The sequence below is a fragment of the Pseudoalteromonas citrea genome (genome assembly GCF_000238375.3).
Taxonomy (GTDB): Bacteria; Pseudomonadota; Gammaproteobacteria; order Enterobacterales; family Alteromonadaceae; genus Pseudoalteromonas; species Pseudoalteromonas citrea.
The window spans coordinates 141,299-161,157 of the sequence record NZ_AHBZ03000022.1 but is presented as its reverse complement, the minus strand read 5'-3'; the positions used below and the strand labels follow the sequence as shown (position 1 = coordinate 161,157).

2 protein-coding genes are annotated in these 19,859 nt (G+C 44.2%); both read left to right on the top strand.

From position 1 onward, the window contains the following. The first annotated feature begins 46 nt into the window (after positions 1–46). Positions 47–15,745, top strand: coding sequence for an SdrD B-like domain-containing protein (locus PCIT_RS15175; protein WP_192992811.1), 15,699 nt, complete (start codon positions 47–49; stop codon positions 15,743–15,745). Then, positions 15,742–19,824, top strand: a complete 4,083-nt coding sequence (locus tag PCIT_RS15170) for an OmpA family protein (protein ID WP_010366610.1) — start codon at positions 15,742–15,744, stop codon at positions 19,822–19,824. The genes PCIT_RS15175 and PCIT_RS15170 overlap by 4 nt, the downstream gene beginning before the upstream one ends. Positions 19,825–19,859 lie beyond the last annotated feature (35 nt).

Genomic DNA, 19,859 nt, shown 5'->3' with positions numbered 1-19,859 from the left:
AACACACAAATGTGTTTAAAATATGTAGTATCTAGGGGTAGTTCACTTGAAGAGATTGTTTTGTGCACTTTGGCTCATGCTTGTCAGCATTCAAGTATTGGCTGTTGATTTGCAAATATCGACATTTATTGATCTCGATACAAAGGTACCGCGTGGATCACAAATACGTTATCAAGTTGACTTTGAGAATGTTGAACAAGATGTTGCTAATAACGTGCAATTGGTTTTCCCTATCCCTGCAACTACCTCATTTGTTTCAAGTGACAACGCTGTCTGTGAGTTTAATGCAGGTCAAAATCGTTTAGAGTGCGAATGGACACGTATTGACGGCACTGATGTACTTGATAAGCGAAAACGTGTGCAATTTACGATAAAGACCAGTAAAGACACAGCAGAAACCATTGCTTCAGAAGTCTCTGTTTCGGCGTCTAATGAAGACGCGAGTAAATTACAAAATAATGCTGAAACGCAAAACACCTCTATTGTGGCGGGTACTGATTTAAAAATTGTGTCGTTACGCTCAGAGCCTCAACAAGTTTATATTAATGAAACCTATACCTACACCCTAAACATCACTAATAATGGTCCTGATGAGGCAACTAACGTTGCCTTAAAGCATGTGCTACCCAGTTATGCTACTTGGGTTGAACCATCGGTGAGCAATAGTAATGGTTGGTCATGTAGCGGTTCACAAACTTTAACTTGTAGCTTAAGCAAGCTTGCAGTGAGTGCATCACAATCGTTGGTGATCAAAGCAAAGTTATCTCAACTAGGCAGTGGTACGGTAACAGCGACATCCAGTGTCAGCAGTGCAACGGCAGAAATTAATAGCGCGGATAATCAAGCCAGTGTAAGTAATCAAGTTAAAGAACACGCTGATGTGGCAGTAGAACTTAAAGCGTTAAAAAGCAATGGCACACCTTCTTACTGGGGGCCTCTTTCATTAACGCCAAATGAAGCGCACCAATACCAGGTTGTGGCGAAGAATAATGGACCAAACGCAGTTTCTTCTGCGCGATTTGTTTTAACACTCGCCGCTGGAATAACGGATGTGGCAGTGGCGCAAGCCAGTGGTTGGAGTTGCTCGGTTAATATGGCTGGGGCTCAACCTAAAGTCACATGTGATAGAACGGCGGCTTCCTCATGGGTGAGCGATACGCTCAAAGTTACCGCCAAAGCACCAAACACCGAGGCAACGTACACAAATAATGCGTTGATATCGGCAAATTTAACTGACCGCAATCAAGCGAATAATACCGCCAGTACACAAATAAAAGTAACTAAAAGTAATGTTGCGAAGATGACTTTGACTAAGTCTATTAGTTCTGCAAAATCAGAATATTATGCTAATGATACCCTCACTTTTGTATTAACTGCACGCAATGCTTCAGCACAAACTTTGACGGTAAAAACATTGACTGACGCGTTGCCTGATAGTGTCGATTTTGTCAGTTATTCTTCAACGGATTTTATGTGTAGTTACCAAGTTGCAGGTAATCAGGTTGTGTGTACGCCAAACACTGCGCAGTTAGCGGCTAGTAATAGTATAAGTGCCACAATCGTAGCCAAAGTAAAGGCGTCGGTCTCTAATGCCAGTGTTACTAATCGTGCCAATATTGTTTTTGATTCAAACGACAGTAGTAATGAGTCGGTTGCGGCATCTGCTACGTTTAGTACCATTGATGCACAACCGGTTCTGTCCGTTACAAAGTCAAGTAGTTTGCAGTGGAATAATAAAAACCACATGGGAAAGTGGTTTGACTTTAAAATCAAAGTAACCAATTTAGGTGGTGCAAAGGCCACTGGCGTTAAGGTTTTCGATACGTTAATTAATGGCTATACGGCTGAGTCGGCCACTGTGCAAACCAGTAATAATAGCGATGTATGGTCTTGCTCTTTAAAAGACTCTATTGATGTTGAATGTACGGGTGATATTAGCGCTGATGCTTATATTACGGTCATTATTAGAACCCGTTCACCTTTTGTAGTAGCAAGGCCAGAAAATACTGCCTTAGTGAAACATAGTTCATTAACTACTGACTTAACCGTAACGTATGGCGGGTGGGACGAATTGTCGGTTAACCCTCTAGACAAGGCTCCTTTAAAACTGATCTTAAAAAAAGTTGAAGCTGTTACAGGCGTCGAGAGTGGGTTAGTTAGGGTTGGGCAGAATATAAATACAGAAATCAAGGTGGTTAATGAAACTCCTATATTGACGCAAGGGATCTTAACGGTTGATATTACGTTAGAGGATAAAGAATCTTTCGTTTCAACAGGCAGCAATGGAGTAAATTGGCACTGTACGGCCTCTGGAAAACGTATTACATGTGAATATAAAAAAATGGATACAGGGGCTTGGCAGGGGATTCAGATTAATCAAGCACAAGAAGCCTCCTTGCTTACAATTACCACCAAGGCTGAAGCTAAAGGCCAGTTAACAAGCCATATTACTGCTGAAGATAAGAGTGGTTTCCCTGGCCAAGTTGCAGGTGAAGTGTCTATTCTCTCTACGGAATCTGCTGACTTGAAAGTCATTAAAGCAGCCAATCTTAGTCAATTATCAGCGGTGCAAAATGAGTTAAGTTATCAAATCGTGGTTGAGAATGTCAGTGGTGAAACCATAACCGGTGATGGGCTCAGTGCGTTATTAATTAAAGATACTTTTGCGGGTACATTTAAGGCAAAAAAGGGCAACGTTGAAACCGGTATTCGATTTGCAGCGAGCGTAAGTAGCCAGCTTGGCGCAACATTTAGTTGTGCAAGGAGTGATGCGGGTCAGTACCAAGATACCGTAAGCACCATAACTTGTCGGCTCGGTAGTAGCCAACAGTTTAAAGTCGGCGATAAGTTAATTTTAACCATGCATGTGAGCCGACCTTTTGTTACCGTAAATGACAATTTAAACAATATAGTTGAAGTCAGTTCTTCCACTCATGTTGATACGGATACCAGTAATAATAAAAGCAATGCATCTGTATCGGTTGTACCGAAGTTTGATGTTGGTGTTACCCTCGCTTCTTACGCAACTGCACCTATTTTAAGTGGCGACGAGGCTCTATTAACACTTGAAGTGTCAAATATGAGTGCCACTACAGCAACTGACGTGGTGCTAAAGCATACCTTTACGCCGCCATCTGGGAGAACGTTTCAATTTATAAGTAGTGTGTTCTCACGGGCAGGACAAGCGAATATATGTACCTTTAATGCCAGTAATGTACTGAGTTGCCCTGTAGGCACTTTGACTGGAAATGAAGTTCAAACTGTCACGATTAAACTGCGACCAAAAAGTTACCACGACAGAAAAAGCTGGATATTGGCCAGTACATCTAACATTACAGCGGCCAATATTGATAACGATATTAATATAGATAACAACACAAAAGTAAGCTCATTGCAGGTCAATGTACGAAATGCCAACTTAAAAATTGAAAACAATGATGTTACGGATCCTGTGGCATGGTACCCGGTTCCCCGTGCCTTTCCGAGCTATTTAGATAATGTGTTGGTTTATAAAGTTGATCTTGAATATTTGTTTGATAATACCGGCGATTTATCGGTTGCCAGTGGTGTAGGGTACGACTTTACAATGACACCATCAGGTGCAGATAAACAGCTTCAGTTTTTATGTGATGGAAGTGCAAAAACGGGGTGTACTGCGGCACAAGCGCGATGTAATAGCATCAATACCGTGATCTCCTCTGCACACACTATTACCTGTAAAGGACCTGAAAACTCAGGGAATGATTTGGCTGAGTTTGAATTACGCGAAAATAGATATGGCTCTGAGGATAATATTTATACGCGATATCTGTATTTTAAAGTGTTATCGCGGCCAAAAACAACCGGTGAAGTGAGTGCGACCACAGCGCGTATTTTCTCTAATGAAAATGACCCAATCACTGCAAATAATAGTGAGGCTGAGCAAACTTCTATTCGAGTTGCAGTCGATTTATCGTTAATTAAACGGGCTTCTCTCAGTAAAGTCGCTGTGGGTAGTGTTTTTAATTATTACTTAGATGTGGGCAACGCGGGACCCGGTGATGCGGCAGACAATATCATTTATGATTATTTAAGTCATGATCTTGAATTGGCTGGCACCCCCTCAATTGCTGGTGGGCGCTGTGTTACTGACCAAGCGATTAAATCGGGTGAATCAATAGCAAAAACCCGAGTGAGATGTACAGTCGATACAATCGCAAAAGGACAAACGTTAACAGCAACCATTCCCGTTCGGCTCAAGTCAGTGCCAGCTGGTAACAATTTATATAATGATGCCTGGATAGAAACTAAAGGGTTTGATGTTAATTCGGCTAATAACCAAGATGATCTGTCAATTCCATTGAGTAAAGGCAATATTTCTGGGCAGGTCTTTTTCGATACAAATAATGATGGCGTACTGCAAGCTGCGGCAGACTCAGGTATTTCAGGTATCACTATCGAATTGAGAGGTACCGATAGTACAGGTAAAAGCATTGGCCCGCTGTTAAAAAATACCGGAACCAGCGGTGAGTTTGTGTTTGAAGATTTGTCAGCGGGTACTTATCAATTAAAACAGAGCAATCAGAACCAATTGACGGGTTACCAAGATGGGTTTGATAGTCGCAATAATAACGTTATATCTGGAAGCAACAAAACTGATGTGATCAGCAACATCATACTCACTGCAAATCAATCATCGTCTGGGAATTTGTTCGCTGAAACGTCGCTTGCAGGTGATGCAAGTATTGAAGGGTTAGTATTTGTTGATGGCAATCAAAATGGCATCAAGGAAAGTCAAGATCTGGCAATCACAAGCCACGTTGTTACGCTGACGGGTAACGATAAATTCGGTAAAAGTGTGTCACTGACCACCAACACAGACAGCAATGGTGCATTCAAATTTGATGCACTGCACCAACCCGATGCGAATGGCTATCTTGTTACTCGCGCAGACACGCCAAGCTATGACGATGGCCAAGATTACCTTGATGGCGTAAAGAATACATACGCAGGTAAAAATGCAATCAAGATCAGCACGGTGGGTAAACCAAGCAAGGTGATCTTTACCGAGCTGCCCAATACTGGCGACGCTCAGGTTGAAGGCCTGATATTTGTTGATGGCAATCAAAATGGCATCAAGGAAAGTCAAGATCTGGCGATCCCGAACTTAACAGTCACGCTAACGGGTAACGATAAATTCGGTAACAGTGTGTCACTGACCACTAACACAGACAGTAATGGTGCATTCAAATTTGATGCACTGACCCAACCGGATACGAATGGCTATATTGTTACTCGCGCAGACACGCTAAGCTATGACGATGGCCAAGATTACCTTGATGGCGTAAAGAATACCTATGCAGGTAAGAATGCAATCAAGATCAGCACAGTGGGTAAACCAAGCAAGGTGATCTTTACCGAACTACCTAATGCTGGCGAAGCCCGTATTGAAGGCTCTGTGTTTGTTGATGGCAATCAAAATGGCATCAAGGAAAGTCAAGATCTGGCGATCCCGAACTTAGCAGTCACGCTAACGGGTAACGATAAATTCGGTAACAGTGTGTCACTGACCACTAACACAGACAGTAATGGTGCATTCAAATTTGATGCACTGACCCAACCGGATACGAATGGCTATATTGTTACTCGCGCAGACACGCCAAGCTATGACGATGGCCAAGATTACCTTGATGGCGTAAAGAATACATACGCAGGTAAGAACGCCGTGAAGATCAGCACGGTGGGTAAACCAAGCAAGGTGCTCTTTACCGAGTTGCCCAGTACTGGCGACACCCAGGTTGAAGGCTCTGTGTTTGTTGATGGCAATCAAAATGGCATCAAGGAAAGTCAAGATCTGGTGATCCCGAACTTAGCAGTCACGCTAACGGGTAACGATAAATTCGGTAACAGGGTGTCACTGACCACCAACACAGACAGCAATGGTGCATTCAAATTTGATGCACTGACCCAACCTGATACGAATGGCTATATTGTTACTCGCGCAGACACGCCAAGCTATGACGATGGCCAAGATTACCTTGATGGCGTAAAGAATACATACGCAGGTAAAAACGCGGTGAAGATCAGCACGGTGGGTAAACCAAGCAAGGTGATCTTTACCGAGCTGCCCAATACTGGCGACGCTCAAGTTGAAGGCCTGGTATTTGTTGATGGCAATCAAAATGGTATCAAAGAAAGTCAAGATCTGGCGATCACAAACCTCGCTGTTACGCTAACGGGTAACGATAAGTTCGGTAACAGCGTGTCACTGACCACTAACACAGACAGTAATGGTGCATTTAAATTTGACGCACTGCATCAACCCGATGCGAATGGCTATATTGTTACTCGCGCAGACACGCCAAGTTATGACGATGGCCAAGATTACCTTGATGGTGTAAAGAACACCTATGCAGGTAAGAACGCTGTGAAGCTCAGCACGGTGGGTAAACCAAGCAAGGTGATCTTTACTGAATTAGCCGGTGTGGGTGAAGCTCGTGTTGAAGGGACAATATTTGTTGATGGCAATCAAAATGGCATCAAAGAAAGTCAAGATCTGGCGATCACAAACCTCGCTGTTACGCTAACGGGTAACGATAAGTTCGGTAACAGCGTGTCATTGACCACTAACACTGACAGTAATGGTGCATTTAAATTTGATGCATTGCGCCAACCGAATGCAGGCGGGTATGTGGTGACGCGTGGTGATACGCCCAGTTATAAAGATGGCCAAGATTACCTTGATAGTGTGAAAAATACGTTCGCAGGGAAAAATGTAGTCAAGGTAGCCACCGTGGGCAAACCAAGCAAGGTGATATTTACCGAGTTGCCTAATGCTGGCGAAGCCCGTATTGAAGGCGCTGTGTTTGTCGATGGCAATCAAAATGGTCTTAAAGAGCTTAAAGATCTTGCGATCCCTAATCTCGCAATAACACTAACGGGTAAAGATAAGTTCGGTAACAGCGTGTCATTGACCACTAACACTGACAGTAATGGTGCATTTAAATTTGATGCACTGCGCCAACCCGATGCAGGCGGGTATGTGGTGACGCGCGGTGATACGCCCAGTTATAAAGATGGCCAAGATTACCTTGATGGCATAAAGAATACCTATGCGGGTAAAAATGCGGTGAAGATCACCACAGTGGGTAAACCAAGCAAGGTGATCTTTACTGAACTGGCAGATGTGGGCGAAGCCCGTGTTGAAGGGGCAATATTTGTTGATGGCAATCAAAATGGCATCAAAGAAAGTCAAGATCTGGCGGTCTCCAACCTTGTAGTCTCGCTAACAGGTAAAGATGAATTTGGCAATGGCGTATCATTAAGCACCAATACCGACATTAATGGTGCATTCAAATTTGACGCTCTGCGCCAACCCGATGCAGATGGGTATGTGGTGACGCGCGGAGATACACCAAGCTATGAAGACGGCCAAGATTATCTTGATGGCATAAAGAATACCCATGCGGGTAAAAATGCGGTGAAGATCACCACAGTGGGCAAACCAAGCAAGGTGATCTTTACGGAATTGGCAGATGTGGGCGAAGCCCGTGTTGAAGGGGCAATATTTGTTGATGGCAATCAAAATGGCATCAAGGAAAGTCAAGATCTGGCGATCCCGAACTTAGCAGTCACGCTAACGGGTAACGATAAATTCGGTAACAGCGTGTCACTGACCACTAACACCGACAGTAATGGTGCATTCAAATTTGACGCACTGCGCCAACCCGATGCAGACGGGTATGTGGTGACGCGCGGTGATACACCAAGCTATGAAGACGGCCAAGATTACCTTGATGGTATAAAGAACACCTATGCGGGTAAAAACGCTGTGAAGATCAGCACAGTGGGTAAACCAAGCAAGGTGATCTTTACTGAATTGGCTAGTGTGGGTGAAGCTCGTGTTGAAGGGACAATATTTGTTGATGGCAATCAAAATGGCATCAAGGAAAGTCAAGATCTGGCGATCACCAATCTTACAGTCACACTGACCGGTCAAGATGAATTTGGTAATGCAGTATCATTAAGCACCAATACCGACAGTAGTGGTGCATTTAAATTTGATGCACTGCGTCAACCGAGTGCAGGCGGGTATGTGGTGACGCGTGGTGATACGCCCAGTTATAAAGATGGCCAAGATTATCTTGATAGTGTGAAGAATACGTTCGCAGGGAAAAATGTAGTCAAGGTAGCCACCGTGGGTAAACCAAGCAAGGTGATCTTTACCGAGCTACCTAATGCTGGCGAAGCCCGTATTGAAGGCGCTGTGTTTGTCGATGGCAATCAAAATGGTATCAAAGAAAGTCAAGATCTGGCGATCACAAACCTCGCTGTTACGCTGACGGGTAACGATAAGTTCGGTAACAGTGTGTCGCTGTCCACTAACACAGACAGTAACGGTGCATTTAAATTTGATGCACTGCGCCAACCCGATGCAGATGGGTATGTGGTGACGCGCGGCGATACACCAAGCTATGAAGACGGCCAAGATTACCTTGATAGTATAAAGAATATCTATGCGGGTAAAAATGCGGTGAAGATCACCACAATGGGCAAACCAAGCAAGGTGATCTTTACTGAATTGGCAGATGTGGGCGAAGCCCGTGTTGAAGGGGCTATATTTGTTGATGGCAATCAAAATGGCATCAAAGAAAGTCAAGATCTGGCGATCTCCAACCTTGTAGTCTCGCTAACAGGTAAAGATGAATTTGGCAATGGCGTATCATTAAGCACCAATACCGACAGTAATGGTGCATTCAAATTTGACGCTCTGCGCCAACCCGATGCAGACGGGTATGTGGTAACGCGTGGTGATACACCAAGCTATGAAGATGGCCAAGATTATCTTGATGGCATAAAGAATATTTATGCGGGTAAAAACGCGGTGAAGATCAGCACGGTGGGTAAACCAAGCAAGGTGATCTTTACGGAACTGGCAGATGTGGGTGAAGCCCGTGTTGAAGGGGCAATATTTGTTGATGGCAATCAAAATGGCATCAAAGAAAGTCAAGATCTGGCGATCACCAATCTTGTAGTCTCGCTAACAGGTAAAGATGAATTTGGCAATGGCGTATCATTAAGCACCAATACCGACAATAATGGTGCATTCAAATTTGACGCACTGCGCCAACCCGATGCAAATGGGTATGTGGTGACGCGCGGCGATACACCAAGCTATGAAGACGGCCAAGATTATCTTGATGGCATAAAGAATACCCATGCGGGTAAAAATGCGGTGAAGATCAGCACCGTGGGCAAACCAAGCAAGGTGATCTTTACTGAATTGGCAGATGTGGGCGAAGCCCGTGTTGAAGGGGCAATATTTGTTGATGGCAATCAAAATGGCATCAAAGAAAGTCAAGATCTGGCGATCTCCAACCTTGTAGTCTCGCTAACAGGTAAAGATGAATTTGGCAATGGCGTATCATTAAGCATCAATACCGACATTAATGGTGCATTCAAATTTGACGCACTGCGCCAACCCGATGCAAATGGGTATGTGGTGACGCGCGGTGATACACCAAGCTATGAAGACGGCCAAGATTATCTTGATGGTATAAAGAACACCTATGCGGGGAAAAACGCAGTCAAGGTAGCCACAGTGGGTAAACCAAGCAAGGTGATCTTTACCGAGCTACCTAATGCTGGCGAAGCCCGTATTGAAGGTTCTGTGTTTGTCGATGGCAATCAAAATGGTGTTAAAGAGCCTAAAGATCTTGCGATCCCTAATCTCGCAATAACGTTGACCGGTAAAGATGAATTTGGCAATAGCGTCTCATTGAATACCAATACTGACAGTAATGGTGCATTCAAATTTGATGCACTGCGCCAACCCGATGCAGACGGGTATGTGGTGACGCGTGGCGATACACCCAGTTATAAAGATGGTCAAGATTATCTTGATGGCGTAAAGAATACCCATGCGGGTAAGAACGCGGTGAAGATCAGCACCGTGGGTAAACCAAGCAAGGTGATCTTTACCGAGCTACCTAATGCTGGCGAAGCCCGTCTTGAAGGCGCTGTGTTTGTCGATGGCAATCAAAATGGTGTTAAAGAGTTTAAAGATCTTGCGATCCCCAATCTCGCAATAACGTTAATCGGTAAAGATGAATTTGGTAATGCAGTGTCATTGAGTACCATTACTGATAGTAATGGTGCATTCAAATTTGATGCACTGCGCCAACCGAATGTAGATGGATATGTGGTGACGCGTGGCGATACACCCAGTTATGAAGATGGCCAAGATTACCTTGATGGCATAAAGAATACCTATGCGGGTAAAAACGTCGTTAAGATCATCAAGATTGGTAAACCAAGTAAAATGATCTTTACCGAGCAAGCAAATGCTGGGAGTTTGCAGCTTGAAGGTCGAGTGATTTTAGATGTTAATCAAGATCGAGTATTTGGTAACGACGATAAAGGCTTGGCAAATATTTCGTTCGAGTTATCAGGAAAAGATGAATTTGGCTTTGATGTTAAAGTAAGTACAACGTCAAATACTAATGGTGAGTTTGTATTTACAGGACTACGCCAGCCCTCGCCTGACGGTTATTGGCTGTCGCAAGGAAAGGTCGATGTGTATTTAGATGGGCTAGATTACTTGTCAGGCTCTGTGGTTAAAGAGCAAGATGGAATTAAATTACATCAGGTGGCGTTAGCGAAAGGCGCGGTTTTATTTACTGAAAAGCACCCTAAGAATGAGGCAAAGATCAGTGGCCGAGTTTATGTTGATGTCGCGCAAGATGGGACTGAGCAGTCTCAAGATAGACATATTTCTGGCGTTGAACTGCTCCTTTCAGGCCAAGATATTCTAGGTCGTGAGGTGAATTTAAAAACCACTACCGATCAGCAGGGTAATTACGTATTTGATAACTTATTTGCCTCGAATAGCCAAGGATATACAGTAAGGCAGGTTCACCCCTCTTTATACAATGATGGTATTGATTACTTAGCTGCTAAAGCGATTATTAATAGCCAAAAAAGTGATGTCGTTGATAATATGGCATTGGCGACTTCAGCGCATATACGGTTAGATTTTACTGAGCAATTACCCGCTAATGATGCCAAAATTACAGGCACTATTTTTGTCGACGTAGCGCAAGACGGTCAACTTAATAGCAGTGATAAAGCGCTAGCTGGTAATGTAATTAAATTGGCAGGTAAAGACTTATTTGATAATGAAGTTGCACATAGCACGACATCAGACAGTCAGGGTCAGTTTGAGTTTACACAGCTATATGCTGCGAATAGTGCGGGGTATCGCCTTACTCATACGCAGTCAGAGATATATGTTGATGGCGCAGACTACCTTAATAATACCAAACAAACCAACCCTGACGATGTCGTTACAGTCAGTGTTGCCACCTCAAGTACGACGCGTGTTGATTTAACCGAGCAATTACCTGCTAACGATAGCTCTATCAATGTCATTGTGTTTGCAGATCAAAATCAAAATGGTCAGTTGGATACGATAGATTCAGTTTTGGCGAATACAGAAGTATCTTTATCGGGTAAGAATATACTGGGTGAAAATGTAAATCTCAGTGCGCTGACAGATAGTCAAGGTAGAACGTCATTTGCACAACTTTATGCGTCTGATGCCCAGGGTTATACACTTACCCAAGTACAACCTGCATATCACTTTGATGGTAAAGACTATGTAAAAGACAGCTTAGTAAGCAACAGTGACAAGACCGATATTATTACTCAGTTGCGTGTAACGGGCAGTAATATATTAACGGCAGAGTTTACGGAGTTAGCACCCGTAAATGATGCGGTAATAACTGGGCGCGTATTTGTTGACCAACAACAAAATGGCCAATTTGACACTTCAGACAGTGGTTTAGAGAATGTAACAGTGACTCTGCAAGGCGCTGATGTGTTTGACCGTGCAGTACAAGCAACGGCCGTAACCAACAGTAATGGTGAGTTTAAGTTTGAGCAGTTATATGCTTCGAACCCAACAGGGTATCGTTTGCTCCAATCTCAGCCCACGGACTATTTGGATGGCCTTGATTATAAACAAGGCGCAATAACTGTTGAGAATGATCAAATTAGCAATATTATTGTTGCACAAAGTGCTCAGCAAAGCGGCTACTTATTTACTGAATTAGAGCAAGCTAACTCAAGTATCAGCGGTGTGGTGATAAGTGATGTTAATCATGATGGTTTACAACAAGGCAGTGAACTTGGCATTGCTAATGTTGAGATTAAGCTGACGGGTACATCACGTTATGGGCAGAGTGTGAGCCGCAACTTGACCAGCGATGAAAATGGCGAGTTTAAGTTTGAGCGCTTACCTGCAAGTGATACGCGAGGCTATCAAATTCAGCAGCTACAGCCTACTGGCTGGTATGATGGTCGAGAGTCTCTCGCAGGGCAAATTCAAACTGGTGAAAATGATGTGTTTAATATTGTACTCGACTCCTCGCAAGATGTTGATAGCTTGGTGTTTGCTGAATTAGCGTTGTCAAAAGTTAGTGGCTCAGTGTTTGTCGATACTGACGATAATTTGTTATTTAGCTCAGAGGAGCGCAGTATTTCGAACGTCGCTATAACGTTACGTGGTATCAGTATCAATAGCGAAGCCATTGAATTATCAGTGCAAACCAATGCAAGCGGCTTTTATCAATTCACTGAGTTACCACCAAGTAATGAACAAGGCTACCAACTGAGTCAAGTTCAGCCCAATAATTACGCTGATAACTTTGATGCTTTAGGCGGTCAGCGTATTGCCGACAGTGATCAAACGGACGTAATTTCGCTTAACCAAGTTTGGCCAGGAAGTGACTTAGTTAATAATCACTTTACGGAACGCTACGCTATTGAACTGCAAGGTAGGGTATTCGTTGATATGGATGATGATGCCAAACTACCTGCACTATTAAGTAAAAATGAATATCAAGCGCTTGCCATTAGTGAGGTATTGATCACGCTATCAGGGAATGATTATCGTGGCGAAGCGGTTAAGCATGACACGCTAACTAATGAATTAGGTGAGTACCAATTTACTGATTTAGCCCCGAGCTCAGCACAAGGGTATGTGATTGAACAGCAGCAACCTGAGCAGTACGTGGATGGCCAAGAAATGGCGATGGCACAATTGGTCGCCAACTCTAAAGGCCAAGATATTATCACCACACCTCAGTTGTTAGGCACAAAAAACTATGCGTATTTCGATTTTGCTGAATTACCTAAGGCGTCAATTGGCGGCACCGTTTGGGTAGACAGTGATGAAAATGGCCTGCTTGATGACACTGAAACTATCGGGATTAGTGGTGTTACCCTGACACTGTCAGGAGTAACAACGGATAATGAAGCGGTAGAAATAGTCACGACCAGTGATGATCAAGGGGTGTTCCTGTTTGATTATTTACGCCCAGGTGTTTATCAGGTAATTCAAACACATCCAACAGCTTGGCTGGATGGGAAAGAGCAATTGGGTTCTCTTGGCGGCGATGTGCAAAATGATGGTTTTTTAAATATAACTCTGGGGCTGGGAGAGCATGGCATTGGGTATAACTTTGCTGAGCGTGGCAGTCATATTGGCGGCACGGTTTATGTTGATTTGAATGATGATGGCGAGCAACAGCGTTCAGAAATTGGTTTAAGCGATGTAGCGATTCATATTTCCGGTATTGATTTAAACAATCAGAGTGTGTCACGTACCACAACCACAGATCGTTATGGTCGTTATCAGATCCGTAATTTACCCTTGTCAGATCAAAATGGCTTTGAGTTGACAGAAACGCAACCTGACAATACCCAAGATGGTAAAGAAGCCGCTGGCAGTATTGGGGGGGTGGTTGCGCCTAGAATTGGTGACGACCAAATCAGTGAAATCATCATTGAGCGTCATATTACCGATGCTACATCGTATAATTTTGGCGAGCAGTTAATGGATCCTGCTGCGATCAGTGGTGCCGTGTGGCAAGATAATAACCACAACCGTTCTGATGATGACGGTAATGGTCAAGCTGGTTGGTTAGTTGAGTTATTACCAGATCAATTAAATGGTGAGGCCAATGAGCTAGACTCTGAACCTTTGGCTGTGGTTGAGTCAGATCAAAATGGCAAATACCAATTTGAAGGTTTACCGGTTGGCGTATACGAAGTACGTTTTCGTCATCCACAAGGCGGTGTGATTTACGGTATTCCGGTATCTGGAGATCCAGACACCAATACAGACAAAGGCACGATTTTAAATATTGTGCTCAGCGCCGGAGAGCATGTGCCAGAGCAATCACTGCCAGTTGACCCATCAGGGGTGATTTACGATGTCAATTCACGAGAGCCAATACAAGGTGCCAAAATTGAGATCACAGGCCCAGTTGGGTTTGATCCTGATTTACACCTGGTGGGTGGGCAGCCGAATGTTGAGCAAACCACTGGAGATGATGGTTTTTATCAATTCTTATTATTTGCACAAGCGCCAGCTGGAGAATACCGCTTAGAGGTAACTTCACCGAGTGGTTATTATAGCGGCCTGTCAAAACAGTTACCGGTATGTGATGCGCAGCTGAAAGTCGGTGCCCATGAATTACCTGTGACGGTACATAGAGTAAATACGGCGCCGACATTAGCGGCGGTAAAACATGATCCTTTGGCATGCCCTAGCGATTCACAAGGTATTTATGCCGCAATGGATTCAACCCAGTACTACACCCGCTTTTTCATTCAGCCAAAACTGCCATCAGGTAATGTGGTAAATAACCATATTCCATTAGATCCCTATGATGAAAGTATGGTGCAAGTCAGTAAAAAAGCACTGAAACAAGATGTGGTGATAGGTGAGCTTATCCCGTATCAAATAGCTATACATAACCGTGCTGAAATAAGTATCAATCCTGTTGATTTTATTGATCAATTACCAGCTGGGTTTAAATACGTAGCAGGGAGTGCCCGTATTGATGGGCAGGTATTTGAACCACAACAAATCGGTCGTCAGTTACGTTGGAATGCACGTACTTTGTTACCCCAGCAAAGTGTGCTGATTGATTTACTGGTTGTGGTTGGTGCAGGCGTGAGTGAAGGCAAGTTTGTCAACCAAGCATGGGCTGAGTTTAGTGGCGGTCAATTTAATGGTCTAAATACCAAGCGCATTTCAAATATCGCCAGTGCAACAGTGCGTGTGATCCCTGACTCAATCATGGATTGTAGTGATTTGACCGGACAAGTATTTGACGATATGAACCGCAATGGCATTCATGATCCCCAAGAACCCGGCTTACCAGCAGTTAAATTAGCCACTGCACAAGGGCTTTGGATCACCACAGATCAATATGGTCGTTATCACCTTGCGTGTGCCGATGTGCCACATCAAAGTCGAGGCAGCAATTTTATCATTAAGGTTGATACACGCAGCTTACCGTCTGGGTATCGGGTGACGACAGAAAACCCTCGAGTGGTGCGTCTTACGCGAGGTAAAAATGTGGAAGCTAATTTTGCTGCCAGCATTCATCGTGTGGCACGTATTCAATTAAGTGATGAAGCATTTGAAAATGGACAGATTAAAGCAAACTATCGGGCGCAGTTAAATGAACTACTGGATGCCGTTGCATCAACAGATGTGGTGATAAGACTGGCATACCGTGATGCCAATAATGAAGGTTATGAAGTAGCACAACAGCGCGTCACGCAGCTAAAAGAATGGCTTGTTGAGCAATGGCAAGACAGCAATAAGGATCACACCTTGACTGTGGAAGAAGAAATAGTTGAATCGGTATTTTCGCAGCACCAGAGCGCAAAAATGGGGGGAAGGTTATGATTAAGTTGCGTGCTTTAAACCCTGTATCTGTTTCAGTAATCGCAGTACTGAGTTGTAACATGAGCGGTGTCGCTTCGGCCGCGAGCTTAGAGCATAACATGGTGCGAAGTACTGGCATCGGCAGCAATACTGAACAGCAATTAGTACAAAAACACTTTGTGCTGCACGCGCTAGCGCCGGTCAGTGACAAAGAGGTAGAGCAAACAAAGACAGAGCAAGTCGCCAAAGAAGCCAATTATGTGAAAGATTCTGCCATTCGTTTTGTGTCAGGAAAGCACTTTCTAACCGGTTCAACAAAACAAGAAATGGACTTTATTATTGGCCAGCTTCGCGGTAAAAAACAATTAAAATTACACTTCATTGGCCATGCGGACAGCCAACGGCTCAGCCCGAATGCGAAGAAAATTTATAAAACCAATCAGGGCCTGTCAGAGCATCGAGCGGATATTGTGGCTGGCTACTTCCGCCAGCAATTAGGACTAAAAAGTGATGCGACTACCACTGTTGGGCGCTCTAATCGCGAACCTATTGCCAGTAACGCCACCTTAGCGGGTATGGCGCGAAATCGCCGCGTTGAAGTAGTCGCTGTGTATGTTGAAGAAAAAACCACAACCAAAACAGTGATACAAGCTGGGCCACAACGACAGCTAATCTGTGACAACGCGTTGTTACCACAACCTGCAATGGCGATTACACTGGATGGGCAACCGTTTGCGTCTGGTGATAGCGCCAATAATGCTGATCAACAGCGCTGTGCAGATGTGGCGCTTAAAAAAATGCAGCTGCAATTGAAATACGACCCACTTGAAGCACTACCAAAGCTCAGTATTCAACACGCATTATCCCAATCGGGCAATACGTTGATGATGCATTTAAAGGGTTACAGTAACTACAGCAGCTTCATCAAGTATGCAGAAGTCTTGGTTATGGCGCCGGATGACCAGCAAGTACTTAGTAAAGTATCATTGAATGATAATTTAGAAGGAAAGTGGCGATTACCTAGTAACCTGCTAGGCATGAGCTTATCGTATCGACTGAGAGTGTATGACAATAGCGGCCGTTTTGATGAAACAATACTTAATAGCGCCGACTTTCGGCCGAAATTTGCGGTAGAGCCAGAGAAAGTAACTGGGTACTTACTGACAAGCTACGGCAAGTCCCAGTTAGAAAAGCAAAATATCAAAGTAGCGGGAGGCACGCTAACATTATATGGCGAGCAAGTGCCGGAGCAGCATCATGTGTTCTTTTTAGGTCGCGTGGTGGCTATCACCCGCGAGCGTAAATTTGTCCATCAGCAAATTGTTCGTTCCGGCTTTCATCGTGCGGAGGTTGCCGTACTAGATGATGATGGTAACGGTAGCTTGATCCATCGAGATTTAGCGTTACCAAAAAGCGATTGGTTTTATGTGGCGATGGCTGATTTAACGATTGGGCAAAATAGCCATAATGGGCCGGTTGATTTGCTCAATAAAACTCAACATAAAGATGGAGAGTTATTTGCTGAGGGCCGTTTGGCAGGTTACATCACAGGAAAGTGGCAGGACGAGTACCAAGTCACAGCAAGAATCGATACCCGTGAAGCGCCCCTTAACGAGCTATTTTCGAACATTCACCAAAAAGATCCAAAAAGCTTATTTAGGCGTTTGGAAGAACAAGCCCACCCGAGCGAATTTGGTGATGACTCAACCACACGAGATGATGCGCCAAGTAATGGTAAGCTGTATTTAAAAATTGCCAAAGATGATAATCAGGTTTTATGGGGTAACTTTAATACGCAAATAAGCGATACAGAGTTAAGCCGAGTTGAGCGTGGCTTATACGGGTTGCAAGCTAAGTATGTCAGCGATGATGTAACACAATTTGGTGAACATGCCGCTGGTGCAGAGTTATTTGTCGCGGAAGCTGAAACCCTACCTGCCTATGAAACGCATCGTGCCACCGGAGGTTCGCTTTATTATCTCCAACATCAAGATATTGTTATTGGCTCTGAGCAAGTTGCGGTTGAAGTACGCGATAAAACCTCGGGTTTAGTGTTAGTGCGTCGGGCATTGGTTGCAGGCCAAGATTATGATATTGATGCTTTGCAAGGGCGTATATTACTCACCAAACCTTTGTCATCATTTGAATTTGATGACTTATTAGTCCGTGCTGCAAGCTTAGATAACAACCCTACTTATCTAATTGCTAATTATGAATACAGCGCAGGATTTTCGCAGCTAAACAATTTGACCTATGGTGGCCGTGTTAGTCAGTGGTTAAACGACAAAGTGCAAATTGGTGCAACTGCGCGTCAGCAAAAGCTTGATGAGTATGATGATAACTTATTTGGCTTAGATGCGATTTATCGGCACAGTGAACACAGTTATGTGAAAGTTGAAGCGGCGGAAACACAAGGTATTGCGAGTGCGTTAAGTACTTTCAATGGTGGCTTTAGTTTTGACAATATACAATCAGCAGAAACCCCCACAAAAGCTCAAGGGGTGCGCGTTGAAGCTGCCTCTACATGGCACGAATTGGGGTTAAATAATGATGGCAAGGTTAATGTGTATTGGCAAAAGTTACAACAAGGCTTCGCGGGGCTTGGCCAAGTAAATGCCGATGAAGCGCAAACCGCAGGGGTTTTATTAAGCTGGCAAGCAACAGCTGATACGCAGGTTAAACTAAAAGCTGACGAGAATAAGGTTAAAGCGCGGTATCACCGCCAAGCGGCTGAGCTGGACATTGCACATGAATTGACTGAGCAATGGCAAGTGAGCGCAGGGATCCGTATGGATAAGCGTGAGCAACTCCATGCTGTATCATCTGAAAATGCAATTTCGGTAGGGCAAACAGATGAAGGTCAGCGCACTGATGTAGCTTTACAACTGAAATATAATCCAAAAACAGACTGGTTAGCGTATGGGTTTGTACAAGGTACACTCGATAAAGAAGCGACGCGTCAAGCCAATGATCGAGTTGGTTTTGGTGGGGAGGTTCAGGTTTCTGATGCGATCACGCTCAAAGGCGAAACATCTCAAGGAAAGCAAGGCTTTGCGGCTGTTGCTGGCGTTGATTATGCTTATAGCGCGTTAGGAAATGTGTATCTCAATTATCAATTAGACCCAGACGGAGATGATTTATTCAATTCTCGTCAACAGCGTCAATGGGTAACCGGCGCTCGCCATCGCTTTAGTGATTCAACCAGTGTGTATGGTGAGCAACAATTCCAAAAAGATGATCGTCAAACGGGTATTACACATGCTTATGGGGTAGATCATAGTATTAATGAACGTTGGCAAGTGCAGGTGGGCTTTGAAAATGGCGACATCGACTTGTTTGAACAGGGTCAATTAGCGCGAGATAGTGTGACTTTAGGGTTAGGCTATTTACACCAAGGTCTGCGCTGGTCAGGTGCTTTAGAGTATCGCCAAGATAGCACCGATGATGAGCAGCGCACTAACTGGCTGATGCGCCATAATTTTACCGCTAAGTTGTCACCTGATTGGCGAGCGCAGTTACGCTTTGATACGGCAATAAGTGAGAGTAATGTTGAAACTGAAAATAGCGGCTTAAACAGTGACTTTACGGAGTTTCAGTTAGGGTTTGCTTATCGTCCTGTAGAAGTAAGCCCTTGGTCTGCGATGGCGAGTGTGACTTATTTAGAAGATTTAGCACCGGCACAGCAACTCAATGGAATTGGCCTAGATAATACCCCACAGCAACGTAGTACGGTATGGTCAGTTGATGTGAATTACCGATTGACCTCACGATGGCGAGTAGGTGCTAAGTTTGCGCAGCGCACCGGAGAGGTGCGATTAGGGCGCGACGCAGGACCTTGGTTTGACTCAACCGCTCAGTTGCATGTACTCAGAGCCGATTATCATTTAGCACATAACTGGGATGCAACCATCGAGTGGCGCAACTTAGCCGTCGATCGTGCGCAAGACGAGCGTAGCGGTGCACTTGCTGCAATTCATCGCCATGTCGGCGAACATATGAAAGTAGGTATTGGTTATAATTTTACCGAGTTCTCTGATGATTTAACGGATTTTGATTATGACTCGAAGGGCTGGTTTATAAATTTAACCGGAAAATTTTAAACTATCTGCACTATTGCCCAGTGTGCAGATTGGTA

Bases quoted from the DNA above. Each gene is read 5' to 3' on its own strand.
- PCIT_RS15170 (WP_010366610.1), top strand. From the start codon at position 15,742: ATGATTAAGTTGCGTGCTTTAAACCCTGTATCTGTTTCAGTAATCGCA.